Source organism: Oleiagrimonas citrea (assembly GCF_012395255.1).
In the GTDB taxonomy this organism is placed as follows: Bacteria; Pseudomonadota; Gammaproteobacteria; order Xanthomonadales; family Rhodanobacteraceae; genus Oleiagrimonas; species Oleiagrimonas citrea.
In genome coordinates this window covers 448,757-469,989 of sequence record NZ_JAAZQD010000004.1, presented here as the reverse complement: position 1 = coordinate 469,989, position 21,233 = coordinate 448,757, and the positions used below count along the sequence as shown (strand labels likewise).

Below are 21,233 nucleotides of genomic sequence, written 5' to 3'. Positions count from 1 at the left end.
ACCGATTGCATGCGTAGGCGCTGGTTCGGGCCGACGCATAGGGTTAGGATGAACCTGACACCCCAGCACTTGCATTAACGGATGAAACCTGGGCTTCAGCTTCGCCTCAACCAGCAGCTCGCGCTGACGCCGCAATTGCAGCAGGCCATCCGCCTGTTGCAGCTGTCGCAACTCGAGCTCGAAACCGAGCTGCGCCAGATCACCGAAACCAACCCCCTGCTGGAGTTCACCGACGACAGCGAGGAGCCGACGCTCGACGTCGACGGCAACCCTTCCGAACCCGCTGCGGAAGCCGAGCCACCGGCCGAGAACGCGACCGAGACCAAGACCGACGACTGGGAGAGCGATCCCTCCCGCGAAGCCGAATCCTACGGCCCCAGCGGCGGCGGAACCGTCAACGGCAGCGGCGGTGGCGAGGAGGACGACTTCGAACCCCAGAACGCTGCGCCCGAGGGCCTGCGCGAACACCTCGTCTGGCAGCTCAACCTCGAATCGCTGTCACCGCGCGAGCAAGCCATCGCCCTGGCCATCATCGACGCACTGGACGACGACGGCTATCTGCACGAAGGCCTGGCGTCGGTGCTCGCCGCCCTGCCGCCGCAGCACGGTGTGGACGAAGCCGAAATCGATGCCGTGCGGCGACGCCTGCAGCATCTCGATCCGACCGGCGTCGCCAGCCTCGATTTGCGCGACTGCCTTCTGGCCCAGTTGCAGCAGCTGGAACCGGATACACCGCAACTGGCGCTCGCCTGCGGCATCGTCGAGATCGGCCTGGACCTGCTGGCCAAGAACGACCTGCCGCGCCTGGCCAGCAAACTGAAGTCGCCCATCGAGGACATCGCCGACGCCAGCGCACTGATTCGCAGCCTCGACCCGCGGCCGGGCGCGCGCCTCGACCCCACACCGACCGAATACGTCACGCCCGACGCCTATGCATGGCGCGACGGCACGCGCTGGCGCGTCAGCCTCAGTCCCGACTCGCAGCCGCGATTGGGCCTCAACCAGCATTACTGCAGCCTCATCAAGCAGGCCTCGCGCGAGGACGCCGCGTACCTGCGCGGGCGCATGCAGGAAGCGCGCTGGCTGCTGAAGAGTCTGCAATCGCGCGCCGAAACCATCCTCAAGGTCGCCGAGGCCATCGTGCGGCGGCAGAGCGCCTTCCTCGACTACGGCCCGGAAGCGATGCGCCCGCTGGTGCTGCGCGAGGTCGCCGAGCAGGTCGGCATGCACGAGTCGACCATCTCGCGCGTGACCACGCGCAAGTACCTGCACACCCCGCGTGGCACCTTCGAATTCAAGTATTTCTTTTCCTCCGGCGTCTCCACCGACACCGGCGGCAGCGCATCGGCCACGGCGATCCAGGCCATGCTGCGCAAGCTGGTTGACGAAGAGGACACCAGCCGGCCGCTGTCGGACAAGGCGTTGGCCGAACATCTCAACGAACGCGGCATCCAGGTGGCTCGCCGCACCGTCGCCAAGTACCGCGAGCAATTGCGCATTCCCAGCTCGAATGAACGTCAGCGTATCGGCTGAGAAACTTGAGGGAACCCTTTCACGCCCCCAACGTCAGAATCAAGGAGGTATGGAAAACAGGCACCACACACCAGGCAACCCGATCGCGCCCAGGCTCCGACCACGAACTGCGCGACTGGCATGAAGCATGGGTTGCCCTCGCGAGGGATTGCCCGACACCGGACTTCCGGCGTCATGCCGCCATGCGGCAAATCCAATCATTCCTTTCAGGAGGCGACCATGCACGTTCAACTCAGCGGCCACCAGATCGACGTCACCCCGGCATTGCGCGATCACCTGCAATCCAAGCTGGACCGCCTCACGCGACATTTCGACAACATCACCTCGCTCAACGTGGTCCTGAGCGTGGAGAAACTGGAGCAACGCGCCGAGGGCACCGTCAACGCGGCCGGCGCCACCGTGCATGCCGAAGCCTGCGACAGCGACATGTACGCCTCCATCGACGTGCTCATCGACAAGCTGGTCGCACAGTTGCGCAAGCACAAGGAAAAGCTGACCGATCATCACCGCGCCGAAGTGCGCCAGATGCGCGCCGGCTGACGCCGCCGCACCGCCGGGCCGGTCCATCCTCGACCGGCCCGGCGCGCAATGAACGGGCGACGCACTTCCCGCAAACTGGCACAATGACCGCCATGCCCCGCATGAGTGGCCCACGTGGAACAGCTGACCGCCCGACAACTCTTCGATGACGTGGAAGACCGCATGGCGCTGCGCTGGGTCGCCGGCCTGCGTGGCGAATCGCGCGTCGTCAAGATCGACCGCTCGCAGTCGCGCCGGCCGTCACTGGTCGGTTATCTCAACATCATCTATCCCAACAAGGTGCAGATCATCGGCACCGAAGAGCTGCGCTATCTCGACAGCCTCGACTCGCGCCAGCGCTGGAAGACCATCCAGAAGATCATCGCCAACGCGCCCATCGCGCTGATCATCAGCAAGGAACAGAGCGTCCCTTCGGACCTGCGCGATGCGGCCGAGGAATCGGACACGCCGCTGTGGCTGAGCAGCAAGCGTGGCCACGAATTGCTGACCTGGCTGCAGTACCACTTGGCGCGCAGCCTGGCGCGCTCGATCACGCTGCACGGCGTGTTCATGGAGGTCTACTCCATCGGCGTGCTGATCACCGGCGAACCCGGCTCGGGCAAGAGCGAACTGGCGCTGGAGCTGGTCACGCGCGGCCACCGGCTGGTCGCCGACGACGCCACCGAATTCACCCTGATCGCACCCGACGTGATCGACGGCACCTGCCCGTCGCTGATCCGCGACCTGCTGGAAGTGCGCGGTCTGGGCGTGCTCAACGTGCGCGAGATGTTCGGCCACACCGCAGTCAAGGCGTCCAAGTACCTGCGCCTCATCATCCACCTGAAACCGATGCGCGAAGGCGAGGAGGCCGACGCCATGACGCGCATCACCGGCGACGTCAGCCATCAGGACGTGATGGACGTGAAGGTGCCCAAGCTGACCATTCCCGTCGCGCCCGGCCGCAACCTCTCGGTGCTGGTCGAGGCCGCCGTGCGCAGCCACATGCTCAAGAGCCAGGGCATCGACCCGGCACAGACCTTCATGGACCGTCAGGCCCACCAACTCCGCCACATGCCCCCCTGGTAATACCGACGATGAACGCACCCGGCCCCCATCAGGAAGACGTCCACCTCGTCGTGCTCACCGGCATGTCCGGCGGCGGCAAGACCATCGCCCTGCGCGCAATGGAGGATCTGAACTTCTATTGCGTCGACAACCTGCCCGCCCCGCTGCTGACGCAACTGGTCAAGGCGGTCGACAGCAACGCGCGCGAAACCAACGCACGCATCGCCGTCGGCATCGACGTGCGCAGCGAGGATCTGGCCAGCATGCCCGGCATGCTGTCCGAGCTGGCGGCCGAGGGCGTGGTCGTGCATCTGGTCTTCGTCGACAGCCGGGACGAGGTGCTGCTGAAACGCTTCTCTGAAACCCGCCGCCGCCATCCGCTGTCCACCGGCGGCATGTCGCTGGCTGACGCCATCGCCCGCGAGCGCAAGCTGCTGCGTCCGCTGATGTCGATCGCCGAGCATGTCATCGACACCAGCGACCTCAACGTGCACCAGTTGCGGCGCATGATCGCCACCGAGTTCGCCGCCGCCGCCGAAGGCATGACGCTGCTGTTCGAGTCCTTCGCCTTCAAGCACGGCCTGCCACTGGATGCCGATTTCGTGTTCGACGCGCGCTGCCTGCCGAACCCGCACTGGAATCGCACGCTGCGCCCGCTGTCCGGCAAGGACGCACCGGTACGCGAGTTCCTCGAGACCCAGCCCATGGTTGGCGAGTACCTCGACGACATCATGCGCTTCCTGGACACCTGGCTGCCGCGCTTCAAGCACGCCGACCGCAGCTACGTGACCGTCTCCATCGGCTGCACCGGCGGCCGTCATCGTTCGGTGTATCTGGCCGAACGCCTCAGCGAGCACTTCCACGCCGGACGCGACGAAGTGCTCACCTTCCACCGCGAGCTGGACTGAACCGATGAGCGTTGGAATCCTGCTGATGACGCACGAAGGCGTGGGCGCCGCCCTGATCACCGCGGCACGCCACGTCATGCCGCAGCTACCGCTGAAGGTTGCCGCGATGGAAGTCCCCGCCGACGCCGACGTGTCGGACACGCGCGAGGACACCACCCGCTACCTGCGCGACCTCGACGACGGCGACGGCGTGCTGGTGCTGTCCGACCTGTACGGCGCCACGCCGTGCAACATCGGCCTGTCCATGAGCAACCTGGGCGCCCACGTGCGCTGCGTTTCCGGATTGAACCTGCCGATGCTGCTGCGAGTCATGAACTACGCCGACAAATCCCTGCCCGAATTGGCCGAAATCGCTGCCAGCGGCGGCCGCCGAGGAATCTTCATCGACCATGCTTGAGAAGGACATCGTCATTTCCAACCGTCTGGGCCTGCATGCCCGGGCCTCGGCCAAGCTGGTGCAGCTGGTCAACGGCTTTACATCCTCCGTGATGCTTGTCGGCCAGGGCCGCGAGGTCAACGCCAAGTCGATCATGGGCGTCATGATGCTGGCGGCCGGACTCGGCAGCACGCTGACCATCCGCACCAACGGCCCGGATGAAGACGCGGCGATGACCGCCGTCGTCGATCTGTTCGAGCGCAAGTTCGACGAGGGTGGCTGAGCATGCGTTCGCTGACTCCCTGCAACCTGTCGGCGCGTCGCGCACAACCGCCCTGCACGGAGGCCGACGAGCGATGAGAATCGTCCTCTCCGGCACCGCCGCCTCGCGCGGCATGGCCCTGGGCCGCGCCCGGCTGGTCAAGCCGAGCAAGTTGAATGTGGACAATCGTCCGCTCGAGGACGACGAGGTCGAAGCGGAAATCGAACGTCTGCACGACGCCATCGAGACCGCCCGCGCGGAGCTGGTTGAACTGCGCGAAAAACTGCATGGCGCCCTGGCCCGCGACGTCGGCGAATTCATCGACGCGCACAGCCTGCTGCTGGAAGACCCCGAGCTGGTGCATGGTCTCGACGACATGATCCGCAAGGGGCACTACCGCGCCAGCGCCGCGCTGAAGATGCAGGCCGATCGTCTCGGCAAAGTCTTCGAGGCGATGGACGATCCGTATCTGCGCAGTCGTCGTGAGGACATCGACCAGGTCATCGGCCGCGTCATGAGCGTGCTGTCGCGCCAGACCAGCCAGGAAGAACGCAAGCTGGCCGCGCGCGTCGGCGAGATCCTGATCGCCGACACCATCGCGCCCGGCGACATGGCGCACCTGGCCGGCCACGGCCTGCTCGGCATCGTCGCAGCCGGCGGCAGCGTGTATTCGCACAGCGCCATCCTCGCGCGCAGCCTGAACCTGCCGATGCTGGTCGCCACCAGCGACGCCCTCGGCACCATCAGCGACGAAGACCTGGTGCTGGTCGACGCCGAAGCCGGCGAGGTGGTGATCCATCCGACCGCCCAGGACCTGACCCGCTACCGCAACTGGCAACGCGAGGCCGCCCGCGAGGGCCGCCGCCTCGCCGCGCTGGCGAAGGAACCCACGCGCACCCGCGACAACGTCGACATCCGCCTGTTCGCCAATGCCGAGCAGTCGCCGGACGTGGCCCAGGCGCGCGCGCTCGGCGCCAGCGGCATCGGCCTGTACCGCACCGAATTCCTGTTCCTGCGCAGCAAGGGCCTGCCCAGCGAGGACGAGCAGTTCCACGCCTACCGCGACCTGGTGCTGGGCATGGGCGGCCTGCCCTGCACCATCCGCACCCTGGACCTGGGCGCGGACAAGGCCGACAACGCCGGCATCGCCCTGCGCGAGGAAGAAAACCCGGCGCTCGGCGTGCGCGGCGTGCGCTTGTCCCTGCGCCATCCGGCGGTCTTCGCCTCGCAGCTGCGCGCGATCCTGCGCGCAGCCAGCTACGGTCCGATCCGCATCCTCGTGCCGATGATCACCACGCCCGACGAACTCGGCGCGGTGCGCTCGCTGCTGCAGATCTGCGCCAACGACCTGCGCGATGCCGGCCACACGCTGAGCGAACTGCCCGAGGTCGGCGCGATGGTCGAAGTGCCCGCCGCTGCGATCGGCATCCACACCCTGCTCGACGACGCCGACTTCTTCGCCATCGGCACCAACGACCTGGCCCAGTATGTGCTGGCCGCGGATCGCAACAACGATGCACTGGGCACCCTGTACGACCCACTGCAACCTGCGCTGCTGCGCCTGATCGCGCGCGTGATCAGCGTCGGCCGGCGTGCCGGCAAGCCGGTCAGTCTGTGCGGCGAGATGGCCGGCGATCCGCTGCTGACGCCGCTGCTGCTGGCGCTCGGCCTCACCGACTTCAGCATGCACCCGGGACAGATGCTGGAAGTACGCGACCGCATCGGCCAGCTCGAACGCGCGCGCCTGCGCAAGCTGTCGCCGCAACTGCTTCGCGCGCGCTCCAGCCAGGAAGTCGCCGCACTGCTGGACAGTTTCAACCCCGACCTGAAACTGCAGTGAGCACGCGGTCGAGAAACGCCTGCATCACCGGCCCCCGATAGCGGGTGCGGTGCATGACCAGGGACAGCTGACGGTGCATGCGCAGGAACGGCGTCGGCAGCACCACCAGACGTCCGGCCGCAAGCGCATCGCCCAGCGCCACACGCGGCAGGCATGCCAGTCCGAGTCCGGCGCTCACTGCCTGCTTGATGGCCTCGATCTGGCCCAGCTCCAGCACCACGCGCGGTTCCGGCAACTTGGCCAGAATGCGCTCGCTCATCGCGCGCGTGGCCGAACCCGGTTCGCGCACGATCCAGCGCGTGCCGCGGAAATCCTCGGCGCGCAGACGCGCGCGCTCCGCCAGACGATGATCCGGGCGCGCGCAGACCACCAGGGCATCTTCGCGCCACGGCCTCGTGTCCAGTTGCGGATGCGTCACCTCGCCCTCGACACAGCCGAGATCGAGACGATGTTCGAGCACGCCGGCGACAATGGCGTCCGTGTTGTTCACGGTCAGCTGCACCGCGACATCGGGATGCGCGACGACGAAATCACCCAGCAAATCGCCGACCAGATAGTTGCCCACGGTATTGCTCGCGCCCAGACGCAATTCGCCGCTCAACCGATCCGCCGCGGTGCCCGCGCGCTGCTGCAGCGCCTGCATGCGCTGCAGGATTTCCTGCGCCATCGGCAGCAGCTCACGCCCCTGCGCGCTCAGATGCAGCCGCCCGCGCTCGCGGTCGAACAGCGGCGTTCCCAGCTGTCGTTCCAGCTCGGCCAGCGCCATGCTCAGCGCCGGCTGGGTGAGGTGAAGCGTTTCCGCCGCACGCCGCACACTGCCCTGGGCCGCCACGGCGACGAAGGCCTGCAACTGGCGAGGGGTGTAGGAAATCATAAGTAAAACTTATTTCATGGATAATTATTAATCAATATATCTTTCGACCCCAACGCGCCAGAATGACTTCACCGTCACCACGAACCCAATCATGAACGCCGCTTCCGAGATCACCGCCCCGCAAACCGAAGCCGCCACGCCACGCATGCGCAGCACGATCTGGCCCGGCCTGCTGCTCACCGCATGCATCGCCGTTGCCGCCCTGGGTCTGGGCCGTCTCTGGCCGCTGATCGGCGGACCGGTGTTCGGCATCGTGCTCGGCATCGCCGTGCGCAATATGCGCGCACCGGGTGCACTCTTCCAGCCCGGCATCCGTCTGGCCGGCAAGCAGGTCTTGCAATGGTCGATCGTGGCGCTCGGCCTGAACCTCAGCCTGCACCAGGTGTTGCGCACCGGTGCATCCTCATTGGGCGTGACCCTGGTCACCATCACCGCCGCCTTCGTCTCGGCCGCCCTGCTCGGCAAGCTGCTTGGCATTCCGTCCAAGTTGAAGACGCTGATCGGCATCGGCACCGCAATCTGCGGTGGATCGGCCATCGCCGCGGCCACACCGATCATCCAGTCGGACGAGCACGAGACCGCGTTCGCGATCTCGACCATCTTCCTGTTCAACGTGGTCGCCGTGCTGCTGTTCCCGGCACTCGGACACCTGATGCATCTGAGCGCGCACGGCTTCGGTCTGTGGGCCGGCACCGCCATCAACGACACCTCGTCGGTGGTCGCCGCCGGCTACACCTACAGCAAGGCCGCCGGCGACTACGCGACCATCGTCAAGCTGACCCGCGCAACGCTGATCATTCCGGTCTGCCTGGTGCTGGCCGTGATCGAGATCCGTCGCCACCACAAGCACAACCGTTCCGACTTCAGCCTGCGCCGCATCTTCCCGTGGTTCATCCTGTGGTTCGTGGTCGCCTCGGCCCTGCGCAGCAGCGGCGTGGTGCCTGACAGCTGGGGGCCGATCATCCACGCCGGCGCGGAATTCATGATCATCATGGCGCTCACCGCCATCGGCCTCTCCTCGGACCTGCGCCGCATGCTCTCGACCGGCGTGCGCCCGATCCTGCTGGGGCTGGGCGTCTGGGCCGCCGTGGCGCTGAGCAGTCTGGGCGTGCAGCTGTTGATGCATCAGCTCTGAACGCGGCTCCACCCGACACAAAAAAAACGGCGCCCGACTTAGTTGTCGGGCGCCGTTCTCGTATCGGCTCGTTACATCAGGCTGCGGAGAAAACTTTTCTTCTTCGGCTTGTCCGTGGCCGGCGTCCAGCGCTTGAGCCAGGCATTGACCGTGTCGTGCCACTGCACGCTGTTATGCGGCTTCAGCACCCAGTGGTTCTCGTCCGGGAAGGTCAGGAATTCGCTCGGAATGCCCTGACGCTGCAAGGCTGTGAACGCGCCCAGCCCCTGCGTCAACGGAATGCGATAATCGTGCGCCGAATGCACGACCAGCATCGGCACGCGCCAATCCTTCACGTGGTCGATGGGATTGAACTTCTCGTAGTTCTGCGGCACCCGGAACTGCATGCCGCCGTTCTCGTGCTCCTCGAACCACAGTTCGTCCGTGGCGTAGTACATCATCCGCGCATCGAACACGCCGTCGTGGTCGACGAAGCACTTCCACGGCTTGTTCCACACGCCGGCCATCCAGTAGACCATGTAGCCGCCGTAGCTGGCGCCCAGTGCACAGGCGCGGTCGCCGTCGAGGAAATCGTACTTGTCCAGCGCGTACTTCCAGCCGGCCTTCAGGTCGTCCAGCGGCTTGCCGCCCCAGTCGCCCGAGATCGAATCGGTGAAGTCCTGACCGTAGCCCGTGGAGCCGTGGAAATTGACGGTGACCACGGCGAAACCCTGGCCCGCGTACGTCTGCGGATTCCAGCGATAGCTCCAGCTGTTGGTCATCGCACCCTGCGGGCCGCCATGGATGATGAACGCCACCGGATAGGTCTTGTCGCTGTCGAAGTCAGCCGGCGTCACGACATAGCCCTGCACTCGTTCGTCGTTCCAGCCCTTGAAGGTGAACCAGCGCGGCTGGCCCATGCTGACCTTGGCCAGCGCCGCGGCGTTGACGTGCGTGACCTGCTCGAGATCGCCACCGTCGGTGTGCGCGGTATACAGATCGCCCGGCGCGGTCAGGCTGTCGCGCACCAACACGATGCGGTCGACGGCGAGAGCGACGTCGTAGCCGGCCACATGTCCGTCACCGACCACTTTGTCGACACCACCGTCCTCGGCGTCGATGGCGAACAGCGGGTGCTGTCCCTCATCGTCGGCCGTGGCGTAGAGGGTCTTGCCATCGTGCGAAATCGACAGGCTTCCCGGCGAGCGGTCCCAGCCTTCATCCAGCTCGCGGGTCTTGCCCGTGGCCAGATCCATCTTCATGATCGCGAACCGGTCGGATTCGAAGCCGGGCGTCTTCTGCGCCAAATAGAACAGACTGCGGCCATCCGGCGAAGGCACCGGCCAGGCATCCCAGGCCTTGTTCGACGCCGTCAGATTCTTCGGCGCTGCCGAGCCGCTGGTCGGCACGCGGTAGATGTCGAAGTTGGTCGACCACGGCTCGGTGCGCCCGGCGATGCGGACGTCGAAGTACACCCAGTCGCCTTGCGGTGAGAAGCTGTACTCGCCGTCGTCACCGAAGGGTTTGGACGGGATGTCGCCATCGATGCCACGGCTGACGTGCACCGGTTCTCCGGCTACCTTGCCGCCCGCGCCGAGCTCTGCCACATACAGCTGCGAACGTCGGCCGTCGGACCAGGTGTCCCAATGCCGCACGAACAATTTCTTGTACAGCGTGCCGCTCGCCTTGTCCGCCGCGCGCGCGTCCAGCCGCTGACGCGTGCAGGCCAGCGTGGCGCAATCGGTGAAGGCATCCATGGTCAGGGCCACATGCACGCCATCGGGCGACAGCTTGAAGGTGGTGACGTTAAGCGGGTAGTGCGTCGCCTGCACCGGCGCTCCGCCCCGGGCCGAGACCCACCACAACTGGCTGCTGCCCGAGCGCGAGGAAAGGAAGAAGATACGGCTTCCGTCCCGCGACCAGCGCGGACTGGACGCGTTATCGACCAGGCGGTGCGGCTTGGCATTTCTCGAGCGGAGATCGAGAACATCGATGGCATGACGCCCCTTGTTGGCGTCGTAATCGGTACGGCGGATCGAGAACGCCACCGTATTGCCATCCGGCGAAAGATGCGGATCGCTGACGCGCTTGAGCATCACCAGGTCACGCACGTTGAACGGATGCTTGTCGCTCTTGCTGTCGGCGGCCGAGGCCTGGAAACAGACAGCACACAGCGACAGCGCCAAAAACGCTTGCTTGATCATGTTCGGAAGATCCCCGGGAAGACTGGCTCCGAACGGTAAGCCGCGAACCGCCGGCGTGCAAGCACGCAGAACTTCTCCCGAGCACTCGCCCACCATTCGAACTAGACCCTTTGCTTTACTTCGCGCAGCGAAGTGATTTTGTTCTGCCTTGCATCGGCCGATTTAGCCATCCATTACCTGCACTGCTGCGTCACACTGAATGTGACGTTTTTTGTCAGTCTATGCCGCAAGGCGTCACGATTTGCGTAGAAAATAAGCAATCTGATGCAAGCCTCGCACAATGCTCCACGAGCGCTTGTGGCAATTCGTGACCGCGGGCACAATCAACCGGCCTGCAACCATGAGGCAATAGGGGTGCGGGGAGCGTGGCATGTTTCATGCTGCGTTTCACGTGAGCTTTCTGGTCATTCCTGACAGTGGTGCGGGCCGATCCCGCCTAGGGGGATTCGGGACCGGAGCTCAGGGGCATCACAAGATTCATAGCTAGCTAAACAGAGGAATCACCATGAAGACGCAAAAGGGCTTTACCCTCATCGAGCTGATGATCGTGGTCGCGATCATCGCCATCCTGGCGGCCATCGCCATTCCGCAGTACCAGGATTACATCACCAAGTCGCAGTTCTCCGAGTCGCAGACCATCGCTGATGGCCTGAAGACCCCGATCGTGGAGTACTTCAACCAGACCGGCTCCTGCCCGACCAATGGCACCGGCGGCATCGTCAGCGCGACCAGCTATACCGGCAAGTACGTCGTCTCGGCCACGACTGCCGGTACCGCGGCCGCTGGCTGCACCATCGACGTGAAGTTCAAGCCTGCCGGCTCGGTCTCCACCCCGCTGGGCGGAAAGGACGTGATCTTCACCGGCCAGGACAATGGCGGCACCTTCTCGTGGATCTGCGACAAGGGCGGCGCCAGCGGCATCGCCGACAAGTACAAGCCGCAGGTCTGCAACGGCAACTAATTCGCCGACGCATACCGACAGGGAAACCACACAAATGGTTTCCCTACGGTTACGGAAGAAGCCCCTCATTCGAGGGGCTTCTTTTTTTGCATTAGCGCACAGATTGAATGCAACCATGGCATGCCCCTTGCTGCAAATCAGATAATTGACAGGGGAACCATGCCATGGGCCACCAGACCAAGAAGCAAGCAGCACCGAGTTACGCCAGAGGCTTCACATTGATCGAACTGATGATCGTTGTCGCAATCATCGCGATCCTCACTGCCATCGGCATCTCTGTCTACCAGGAATCCATCGCCAAGAGCGAGTTGAGCGAAGCCCTGACCATTTCAGACGGCCTCAAGACCAGCGTGGCCGAATACGACCATCAGGTGGGTTCCTGCCCCGCTGCCGGCGACGGCGGTATCCTCACACCTGCCAGCTACGGTGGGAAATACGTCGCCAGCGCATCCGTGAGCGGCAGCAGCGGCAACTGCGTGATCACGACACTGATGCGCAGCAATACCGTGGCTCAGAAGCTGCGCGGAAAGAAAGTCGTGTTCACCATGACCGCCAACAGCGGGACCGCGGAATGGAAGTGCACCAGTGATGCTCCCGTCAGCTACCTGCCGCAAGTCTGCCGCTGACTGCCGAACAGCCGCACAAAACCAAACCGGGATCGCGCTTCGAGTAACCCGAACTGCCCGAATGCATGAATTCGGGCATAGTGCGCACTTGCATTCCAAGACAAGCTCCGGCTCATGAAATATCGCATCCCGGCACTGATTGCCATGCTGTGCGTGACGGCAGTGCTGTACTGGCCTACGTTGCATGCACCATTTCTGTTTGACGACATCCCGAACCTGAGCGCCCTGGCCAGTATCGATCACATCGCCAGCTGGCGTGATCTGGGCATCTATCTTTCGCAAGCCCGAAGCTTCCCCGGTCGACCGCTTGCCATGCTCAGCTTCCTGCTGCAGAAATCGAGCTGGCCAGACCATCCACTCCCCTTCCATCTTGTCAATCTGGGTATCCATCTGCTTTGCGGATGGCTCCTGTACCTGCTGACACTGCGTATCGCGCGCGCATGGCTGAATGAAGAAGATCAACGCGCTCGGGCGTGGATCCCCGCGACCATGGCAGCTGCGATATGGCTGATCAATCCGATCCAGCTATCGGGAGTCGTGCTGGTTGTGCAGCGTATGACGCTGCTGATGGCCATGTTCGTGCTACTCGGCCTGCTGGCCTATACGCACGGCCTGCTTCGCCAGGAACTGTCGCCCGCCAGGCGCGGCGCCTGGATATTCCTGGGCTTGGGTATTTGCATGCCGCTTGCTTTTCTCAGCAAGGAAAACGGCATCCTTCTCCCGCTCTACGCATGGACTCTCGACGCTACCGTGCTCCGCGTGCACGTCAAGCGCCTGCCCCGGAATCTGCTCTGGTGGCGGCGACTCCTCATCATCCCCGTCGTGGCATTCATCGTCGGCTATCTGTTCTGGCTCATCCCTGCACAATGGGGTTACGACGGTATTCGCCACTTCGATGTCGGTGAGCGCCTGCTCACCGAGCCCAGGGTGGTACTTGACTATCTGGGCAAGATTTTCTTCCCACGCTTCGGCACTTACGGTCTCTACCATGACGGCTACCCGGCATCGCATTCATTACTATCGCCGTGGTCCACGCTGCCCGCCTTGGCGACTGTCATCGCACTCGTGATTGTCGCATTCGTTCAGCGGAAGCGATGGCCGCTGATGGCGCTAGCTGTTTTCTGGTATTTCGGCGGCCAGCTGATAGAAAGTTCCAGTGTGATGCTTGAACTGTACTTCGAGCACCGCAACTACGTCCCGCTGATGGGAATCGTGCTCGCGTTCTCGCTACTCCTGAGCAGCACAAACTCGCCATCGCGCAAACAACTTCTGACCGCAGCAAGCACGTTGTGGCTGATCGCTTGCGGTATTGCCACTGCATTCAGCGCACGCGTGTACTCATCCGAGGACAGTCTGGCCGTGACATGGGCTCACGCTCAGCCATACTCGGTTCGTGCACAGAGTTTCCTCGCCGACAGGCTGTTGAAGCACGGGCAGGTCGGCGCCGCACTGAAAACCATCGACACTATTGCTCGGCGCGCCCCCGACAATTCCATGCTCGCTGAGAACCGCGTCTATCTTCTGTGCATGCAAGGGCGCCTTGAATCGAACGATGTCGAGAATCTCAAGACCATTCTGCGCGATGCCACCTTTGATCGTGGAGGCTTCGAGAACATGGAAACACTGCGCAAGCTGGCCTTCACCCACCGATGCCCAGCGCTCGACCCAGCCACTTGGCTGGAACTAGCCGACACACTGCTCGCCAACCCGGCCTATCGAGACAACGGCATCGCCGCCGGCTACCTCCATTACCAGAAACATCTATGGGCTGTAAGCGAAGGAAATCTCGACATGGCCGTCCATCAACTTGATGCCACGTACCGCAATGATCCTGACGCAGAAATTCCGCGATTGAAAGCCAAATATCTTGCCAGTGCAGGACTCTACGACCAGGCTATCGCATCGCTTCGCGATACTGATTATGCGCGCCTCCCAAGACTCCGCAGATGGCTGGTCGACGACCGTGCAATCAATGCGCAAGACATGGCCCGGATTGAGGCCATGAAGCACGCAGCGCAAACGAAGATCTCCGGCCACCATGCAAATTTGAACAAGGCGCACACTCAAATCCCTCAGCCATGATCTCCCCGTTGCGCCCAAAGGGGCCCCGCCGTAGGCTGCGCCGATGACACTGCCCCCACACTCTCGCCGCAAAAGTGGCTGGCTGCTTCTCGCCATCCTTGCGATCACCGCGTTCGTGTACGCCCCCGGACTTACTGGGGGCTGGCTATTCGACGACTTCCCGAACATCGTCGAAAACCCCGGCGTGCAGCCGTCACACATCGATGTAGCGAGCCTGACACGAGCAGCGCTGTCCTCACCTTCCAGCCAGTTCAAACGACCGCTCTCATCCCTGAGTTTCGCGGCAAACTTTCTAATCGATGGCCTGCACCCGTTCGGCTGGAAACTGGTGAACCTGATCATCCACCTGCTCAACGGCCTGCTTCTTTACTTACTGGCCCGACGCCTTCTCACGCTCACCAGTGCCAGTCATCGCGCCCGCCCTAGTACCACCGGACCTCCCGGAAGTAGCCTGAAGCGCGAAGAACTCGTTGCACTCTGCATCACTGCCGCGTGGCTGCTTCTGCCCATCAATCTGACCGGCGTTCTGTATGTGGTGCAGCGCATGGAGAGCCTGGCCAACCTTTTCGTGCTATTGGGCCTGATCGGCTACATCAACGGCCGCGGACGCATGCTCGGACTATCGACATTCGACACCGTGCATGCCGCCAACCCAAGTCTGCGCAAGCCGCACGGACTGCTGTTGTCGGCAACCAGCATCATTGCATGCACCGTCGTCGGCGCCCTGGCGAAAGAAACGACGGTCATGCTGCCCCTGTACGCCTTTCTAGTTGAGTGGATCGTGTTCGGCTTCCAACGAACCCCGCCCCCCGCACGACAAGCACCACAGGACGCCGAAACGCAATCGAGCAAACGAGCAGATCCACGCATTCTTGTACTTTTTCTCGCAGTACTGGTCATCCCAATGCTTGCGGGCCTTTCATGGCTGATCCCTCACGTACTTTCTCCAGACAGCTGGGCAACGCGCGACTTCACTTTGCGCACACGCCTGCTTAGCGAGGCCCGCATCGTCGTCGGATACATAGCCTGGTCGCTGCTGGCGCTTCCTCACTGGCTGAGTTTCTACCACGACGACTACCATGTCTCGACCGGATTGCTGTCTCCATGGACAACTGCCGCCAGCATCGCGGCAATCGCCGCCATGCTGGCCATGGTGTTCGTTTTACGTCGTCGATACCCGCTCGCAGCGCTCGGCATCGCCCTGTTTCTGGGCTGCCACGTTCTCACTGCAACCATCTTGCCGCTCGAGTTGGTCTACGAGCATCGCAACTACTTCGCCAGCATCGGGCTGCTGCTGGCATCGGTACCGATGTTCGTGGTTTCCCCTCGGATGCCTTTCGGGCGGCTACGCATCGCTATATTCGTGTGCGCACTTCTGTTTTGGACCTCAATGACGGCCACCACCGCCTATGCCTGGGGCAATCCACTGCGCCTGGCCCGAGAACTGGCCTCACGCGCACCGGACTCACCGCGGGCACAATACGAGCTCGGCCGCAGCTACATCGTCGCCTCCCACTACGATCCGGATTCTGTGTACACACCGCAGGTCTACGCCCCTCTCGAGCGGGCCGCCAAGCTACCGGATTCATCGATTCTTCCGCAGCAAGCCTTGATTTTCTTTAATGCACGCATGCACCGCCCAATTAAGAAAGCATGGTGGAACAGCCTCATCGCCAGCCTGAAACGCCGTAAGCCCGGCGTGCAGGACGGAAGTTCCCTGGCAGCTCTCACCCGCTGCGCACGCGAAGGCCTCTGCCCTCTTTCGGAAAAAAACATGCAGGCCGCGTTCGAAGCCGCTGTATCGCACCCCGACACCGATGCACGAATCTGGGCCTATTACGGCGACTACGCATGGAACGTGATGGGCAAGCATGACCTGGGACTGCGGCAAATCAAACACGCGGTGGCCGCAAACCCCGATGAACCGGCCTACCACATCACGCTGGCGCGCATGCTGCTTGCACAAGGAGACATCAAGGGCGCTAACGATCAGATACAGGACCTGATAGGCCTCAATATCGGCGGCCGACTCGACAACAGCATTGCGACCCTACGGTCCAAAATTAGCAACATCGAGAATACGCAGGAACACTAATGGCGCGCTCAGGCTCCACGTTCCATGCGGTGTCTCCTGCTTTTTCATATACCCGGATGAAGTGTGCCGCGCACGAAGCAAGGGGCTGGTGGTATTCCGCGACGCACAGCACATGACGGCTAATTTCGCACGCTCGCTGGCCCCCAAACTTGTGGAGAAGATGAAACTCGCGCCCATGACACCGAACGCGGTCGCAAACCGCACTCGCCCATAACTGCTGCCCTGACAAATTACAGCCTATGTCGAAAGAACGCCCTCCGCACCTCATCTTTGGCGCACCACAAATCGGCGAAGAGGACATCGCCGAAGTCGAGGCCTGCTTACGCTCTGGCTGGCTGGGCACCGGGCCGCGCGTGGCACAATTCGAACGTGATTTCGCAGACTACAAAGGCATAGGCGAACAGCAGGTCGCCGCCGTGAATTCCTGCACCGCTGCGCTTCACGTAAGCATGATCGCCGCGGACCTCGAACCGGGCGACGAAGTCATCACGACGCCATTGACTTTCTGTGCCACAGTCAACGCGATCATTCACGCCGGCTTGAAGCCGGTGCTGGCCGATGTCAACCCGACGACGATGAACATTGATCCAGCAGCCATCGAGGACGCCATCACCTCACGTACCCGCGCCATTCTTCCCGTCCACTTCGCTGGACGCCCCTGTGACATGGAGGCGATCATGGCGATCGCCCGCAGGTACAATCTAGTCGTGATCGAGGATTGTGCGCATGCCATTGAAACCGAATACCACGGCCGCAAGGCAGGCACTTTCGGTAGTTTCGGATGCTTCAGCTTCTATGCCACCAAAAACGTCGTAACCGGTGAAGGAGGCATGATCATCGGTCAGGATACGGCACACATAGACCGTGCCCGCATCCTGGCTCTGCACGGCATGAGCAAAGATGCCTGGCATCGTTTCGGAGACAAGGGCTACAGGCATTATCAGGTTGTCGAAGCCGGCTTCAAATACAACATGATGGACATCCAAGCCGCCCTCGGCATCCATCAGCTATCGCGAGTGGAAGCCAACTGGGAGCGTCGTCGTGATCTATGGAATCGCTATACGGAAGCCTTTGCCGAGCTACCGATCGAATTGCCGGCCCCCGAGGAACCCGATACGCGCCACGCGTATCACCTCTACACGCTCCAGATTGATGGAGTACGTTGCGGCATGTCCCGCGACGATTTCATTTCCACGCTGAATGCCCGGGGCATCGGCACCGGCGTGCACTATCTTTCGATACCCGAACATTTGTTCTACCAGCAGCGATTCGGCTGGAAGCCCGAACAATGGCCGCACGCAATGCGTATCGGACGCAAGACCGTGAGTCTCCCACTGTCGCCAAAACTCAACGAAGACGAGATTCAACGCATTCTGGATCAGACTCGCCGGATCCTTGACCCGCCATCTCCAACCTACCCAGCCTGACTTTCAAGATACCCTCGTGACGCTCAAGACGATACGCTCACCAGCTGACCTCGCCATCCATGGCGCACCGCCCGCGTTCGACGACCCGTTGCACGTAGGCCGACCGAACATTGGGGACAAGGACACCATTCTCGAGCAGATCGCGGAGATTCTGGAGCGGAAGTGGCTGACCAACAATGGTCCAGTCGTACAGGAGTTCGAGCGAAGCATCGCTGACCGTCTGGGCGTCAAGCACTGCATCGCCATGTGTAATGGGACTATCGCATTAGAAATCGCCATTCGCGCCCTGGGACTCTCCGGAGAAGTGATTGTTCCCTCCTGGACCTTCGTCGCCACAGCGCACGCCCTACATTGGCAGGGCATCACACCCGTCTTCGCGGACGTCGATGGAAGTACCCAAAACCTCGACCCTGTTTCGGTCGAACGCATGATCACGCCCCGAACGACGGGCATCATCGGCGTGCATCTATGGGGGCGTGCTGCGCCAATCGACGCATTGCAGGCATTGGCCAACCGGCACGGTCTGAAGTTGATGTTCGATGCTGCGCACGCATTCGGCAGTACCTACAAACAACGGAGCATCGGACAGTTCGGGGCATGTGAAGTACTGAGTTTTCATGCCACCAAGGCTTTCAACTCGATGGAAGGCGGCGCCGTAGTGACGAACAACGACGAACTGGCGCAAGCCATGCAGTTGATGCGCAACTTCGGTTTCATTGGCTACGACGATGTCGCCTACCCAGGTACCAACGGCAAGATGATCGAGGCGTGCGCCGCCGTGGGGCTTGTCAATCTGAAGTCCCTTGATGACACGTTCGATCACAATCGGAGCAATCACGCGGCTTATGTCCGCGAACTGGCAGGCATAGAGGGCATCACCGTCCTGCCTTACGATCCGGCTGAACACAACAGTCACCACTACGTGGTGATCATGGTTAATGGCCACTCGAATGCAAGCCGCGATCAAATTCTCTCCGCGCTGCATGCCGAGAATGTCCTTGCCCGCAAATACTTCTGGCCGGGCGTACACATGATGCAGCCCTACCGTGACCTGCAACCCAATGCGGGTCATCACCTCCCGCAAACCCTCGCGGTAGCCGAGCAGGTGATCGTTCTGCCAACGGGAACTGCGGTGAATGAGTGCGATATAAAGACCGTTGCGGATATCGTACGAATGGCTGGACATCGAACATGAATGCTTCACGGAACCGTAGCGACGCCCTCTCCCCCGGTTTTTCCCGACTATGCATTTTCGGCGCAGGTGGATTCGGCAGGGAGGTCGCCTGGCTGGCTCGGCAGACCTGGGGCAAGAATGTCGACCTCCTCTTCGCTGTCGACGACGCCCGATTCCTGTGCGACGAAGTGAATAGGATCCCGGTCGAATTACTCGCGAACCTGAAGCCTGACGAGGATTTTCGCTTCTTGGTGGCGATCGGCGCTCCGGATGCCCGCCGTATCGCCGCACGGTCCTGCAGGGAAGCGGGCATGCGCGCCGCTCGACTTGTGCATCCGCGTGCTGAGACCTCGGAGCACGTCGAGCTCGGCCTCGGCACAATCATCTGCGCCGGCAACATCCTGACGACGAACATCTCAGTCGGAGAGCATGTTCATATCAATCTGGCATGCACGATCGGTCATGATGTGCGCATCGGAGACTTCACAACCATCTCACCCGGGTGCCACATTTCGGGGCATGTCCACATCGGTTCGAATGTTTTCATTGGCACTGGCGCAAACATCATCAATGGTGTGTCCGATGCACCCCTGACCATTGGAGATGGTGCAATCGTCGCAGCGGGGGCCTGCGTGACGCGGTCCGTCGAGCCCGACTCGATGGTGGCAGGCGTCCCCGCCGTGCCGAAACATCTCCGTCGCCATGGCTGAACTCGAACAACGCGCCACACATGCCACATGGTGGAGCGCTCTCGAGATTCTTGCGCGCTACGGCATGCAGCTTTGCGTCATGATCGTGCTCGCACGCGTGCTCTCACCGGCCGATTTCGGACTCATAGCGATGCTGCTCGTGTTCACAAGTATCGGAGCACTGCTCGTCGACTCGGGATTCGGCACTGCCCTGATCCAACGGCGCGATATCACCCTAGACGATGAAACCACGGTATTCACGTTTGCCATCACGAGTGCATGGATCCTGGCTCTCGTGCTGTGGTTCACTGCTCCTGCAATCGCAGATTTCTATCGTCAGCCGAAACTCGTATCGTTGACGCACCTGATGGTATTTCTTCTCCCATTGGGCGCATTGGCAGCCGTACCGGATGCGCTGCTGACCCGACGACTCGATTTCGCGTCGCGCGCCCGAGCAGAAGTATTCGCCTCGTTCATCGCAGGCGCTGCGGCAATCGCCCTGGCAATGGCAGGTTTCGGAGTGTGGAGCATGGCCTGGCAGGCGGTCATCGCACTAGGGCTTCGTGCTGTACTTCTTGCACGCTACGCGCGCTGGATTCCCCAGGGACGTTTCACGCGGACAGCATTCCGGAAACTTTTTGGCTTCGGTGGCTACATGTTGCTAGCCCGCCTGCTGGACATGGCCTATGTGCGACTGCAGGCACTCCTGCTCGGCCGGTTCTTCGATGCAAGCACACTTGGCTACTACACGCTTGCGCAAAATACCGAACAAGCGCCATCTTCCTTCATCGGCTCGCTGCTTAATCGCGTCGGCCTACCGGTCTTTTCGGAAGTTGCGGAAAAACCGAAACAACTGCGCGATGCCCTGCGGCAATCCCTTCGTGTATCCAGCTTCCTGTTCATGCCGTGCATGATTGGCCTCGCTCTGATTGCCCGACCTCTGATCGAACTCGTATATGGAACGCGCTGGGTAAATGCAGCACCGATTCTCAGCCTGCTTGCACTGGCATCCGCGTTGTGGCCCCTGCATGTACTCAACCTCGCTGCCCTCGCGGCCTCGGGGCGCTCGGATCTATTGTTTCGGCAAGAAGCAATCAAGAAGCTCTTCGCCATCGGCATGGTGACCGCTGCCAGTCCATTCGGTCCCCTGGCTGTGGCTGGCGCGGTCCTGGCCAGCAGCCTGCTTAGCGCATTCATCAATACCTGGTACATCCGCCGATTGCTCGATTATGGCTTGCTCAAGCAATTGTCCGACCAAGGAAGAACCATCGCTGGCTGCATCGTCAGCGCAATCGCTGGCAGCCTTCTTCTTCACTATCTGCCATCGACTCCCTGGATTGTCTCGGGAACAATTCTTATCGCAGGCTTGCTGTACCTGATTGTGGCCAGATGGTTGAACAACCCTGCATGGAAGGCCATGCTGCGCATCCTGGACAACCTTCGCCATCACACATCGCCCCATGCCCACGAATAAGCGTCACACA

At 62.2% G+C, this 21,233-nt stretch carries 18 protein-coding genes; 16 read left to right on the top strand and 2 right to left on the bottom strand.

Annotated elements, in window-relative coordinates; all coding sequences use genetic code 11:
* Nucleotides 1-81: 81 nt before the first annotated feature.
* The 7 genes from HF690_RS12015 (at nucleotide 82) to ptsP (ending at nucleotide 6,503) form a co-directional block, all read left to right on the top strand.
* Entirely contained in the window at nucleotides 82-1,533 is a 1,452-nt protein-coding gene (locus HF690_RS12015; protein ID WP_168609605.1) for an RNA polymerase factor sigma-54, read from the top strand.
* A gap of 219 nt (nucleotides 1,534-1,752) precedes the next feature.
* On the top strand, nucleotides 1,753-2,073 hold the full coding sequence (gene hpf / locus HF690_RS12010) for a ribosome hibernation-promoting factor, HPF/YfiA family (protein WP_113063995.1): 321 nt from the start codon (nucleotides 1,753-1,755) through the stop codon (nucleotides 2,071-2,073).
* 114 nt (nucleotides 2,074-2,187) lie between these two features.
* A complete protein-coding gene (gene hprK / locus HF690_RS12005) occupies nucleotides 2,188-3,138 on the top strand; it encodes an HPr(Ser) kinase/phosphatase (RefSeq protein ID WP_113063587.1) in 951 nt (316 codons plus the stop codon).
* 8 nt (nucleotides 3,139-3,146) lie between these two features.
* Nucleotides 3,147-4,025 (top strand): RNase adapter RapZ, encoded by an 879-nt coding sequence (gene rapZ / locus HF690_RS12000; protein ID WP_113063588.1) that lies wholly within the window; start codon nucleotides 3,147-3,149, stop codon nucleotides 4,023-4,025.
* 4 nt (nucleotides 4,026-4,029) lie between these two features.
* Nucleotides 4,030-4,422, top strand: coding sequence for a PTS sugar transporter subunit IIA (locus HF690_RS11995; protein ID WP_113063589.1), 393 nt, complete (start codon nucleotides 4,030-4,032; stop codon nucleotides 4,420-4,422).
* Entirely contained in the window at nucleotides 4,415-4,684 is a 270-nt protein-coding gene (locus HF690_RS11990) for an HPr family phosphocarrier protein (RefSeq protein ID WP_168609604.1), read from the top strand. Before HF690_RS11995 ends, HF690_RS11990 begins: the two co-directional genes overlap by 8 nt.
* 73 nt (nucleotides 4,685-4,757) lie before the next feature.
* Complete coding sequence (gene ptsP, locus HF690_RS11985) at nucleotides 4,758-6,503, top strand: phosphoenolpyruvate--protein phosphotransferase (RefSeq protein WP_168609603.1); 1,746 nt, start codon at nucleotides 4,758-4,760, stop codon at nucleotides 6,501-6,503.
* On the opposite strand, the gene HF690_RS11980 is transcribed toward ptsP, so the two are convergent.
* A complete protein-coding gene (locus HF690_RS11980) occupies nucleotides 6,478-7,377 on the bottom strand; it encodes a LysR family transcriptional regulator (RefSeq protein ID WP_168609602.1) in 900 nt (299 codons plus the stop codon). The genes ptsP and HF690_RS11980 overlap by 26 nt on opposite strands.
* 91 nt (nucleotides 7,378-7,468) lie before the next feature.
* Between HF690_RS11980 and HF690_RS11975 the strand changes: the two genes are divergently transcribed.
* The gene (locus HF690_RS11975) at nucleotides 7,469-8,512 is read left to right on the top strand and encodes a YeiH family protein (protein ID WP_113063593.1); all 1,044 of its coding nucleotides are present in this window, start codon (nucleotides 7,469-7,471) and stop codon (nucleotides 8,510-8,512) included.
* A 71-nt stretch (nucleotides 8,513-8,583) separates the two neighbouring features.
* Here HF690_RS11975 and HF690_RS11970 read toward each other — a convergent pair whose 3' ends face one another.
* Nucleotides 8,584-10,695: a S9 family peptidase gene (locus HF690_RS11970; RefSeq protein WP_168609601.1), complete on the bottom strand. Its 2,112-nt coding sequence runs from the start codon at nucleotides 10,693-10,695 to the stop codon at nucleotides 8,584-8,586.
* Between the two features lie 505 nt (nucleotides 10,696-11,200).
* Between HF690_RS11970 and HF690_RS11965 the strand changes: the two genes are divergently transcribed.
* From HF690_RS11965 to HF690_RS11930, 8 genes are all read left to right on the top strand, one after another.
* Nucleotides 11,201-11,656 (top strand): pilin, encoded by a 456-nt coding sequence (locus HF690_RS11965; protein WP_168609600.1) that lies wholly within the window; start codon nucleotides 11,201-11,203, stop codon nucleotides 11,654-11,656.
* Nucleotides 11,657-11,820: 164 nt separating this feature from the next.
* Nucleotides 11,821-12,282, top strand: a complete 462-nt coding sequence (locus HF690_RS11960; protein WP_168609599.1) for a pilin — start codon at nucleotides 11,821-11,823, stop codon at nucleotides 12,280-12,282.
* A gap of 114 nt (nucleotides 12,283-12,396) precedes the next feature.
* On the top strand, nucleotides 12,397-14,364 hold the full coding sequence (locus tag HF690_RS11955) for a hypothetical protein (protein ID WP_168609598.1): 1,968 nt from the start codon (nucleotides 12,397-12,399) through the stop codon (nucleotides 14,362-14,364).
* 43 nt (nucleotides 14,365-14,407) lie between these two features.
* The gene (locus tag HF690_RS11950) at nucleotides 14,408-16,459 is read left to right on the top strand and encodes a tetratricopeptide repeat protein (RefSeq protein WP_168609597.1); all 2,052 of its coding nucleotides are present in this window, start codon (nucleotides 14,408-14,410) and stop codon (nucleotides 16,457-16,459) included.
* A gap of 239 nt (nucleotides 16,460-16,698) precedes the next feature.
* Nucleotides 16,699-17,886: a DegT/DnrJ/EryC1/StrS family aminotransferase gene (locus HF690_RS11945; protein ID WP_168609596.1), complete on the top strand. Its 1,188-nt coding sequence runs from the start codon at nucleotides 16,699-16,701 to the stop codon at nucleotides 17,884-17,886.
* Between the two features lie 16 nt (nucleotides 17,887-17,902).
* Nucleotides 17,903-19,081: an aminotransferase class I/II-fold pyridoxal phosphate-dependent enzyme gene (locus HF690_RS11940; RefSeq protein WP_168609595.1), complete on the top strand. Its 1,179-nt coding sequence runs from the start codon at nucleotides 17,903-17,905 to the stop codon at nucleotides 19,079-19,081.
* Nucleotides 19,078-19,770 carry an acetyltransferase gene (locus HF690_RS11935; RefSeq protein ID WP_168609594.1) on the top strand — a complete coding sequence of 231 codons (693 nt, stop codon included), beginning with the start codon at nucleotides 19,078-19,080 and terminating at the stop codon, nucleotides 19,768-19,770. The genes HF690_RS11940 and HF690_RS11935 overlap by 4 nt, the downstream gene beginning before the upstream one ends.
* Complete coding sequence (locus HF690_RS11930; protein ID WP_168609593.1) at nucleotides 19,763-21,223, top strand: lipopolysaccharide biosynthesis protein; 1,461 nt, start codon at nucleotides 19,763-19,765, stop codon at nucleotides 21,221-21,223. The genes HF690_RS11935 and HF690_RS11930 overlap by 8 nt, the downstream gene beginning before the upstream one ends.
* Nucleotides 21,224-21,233: the final 10 nt, after the last annotated feature.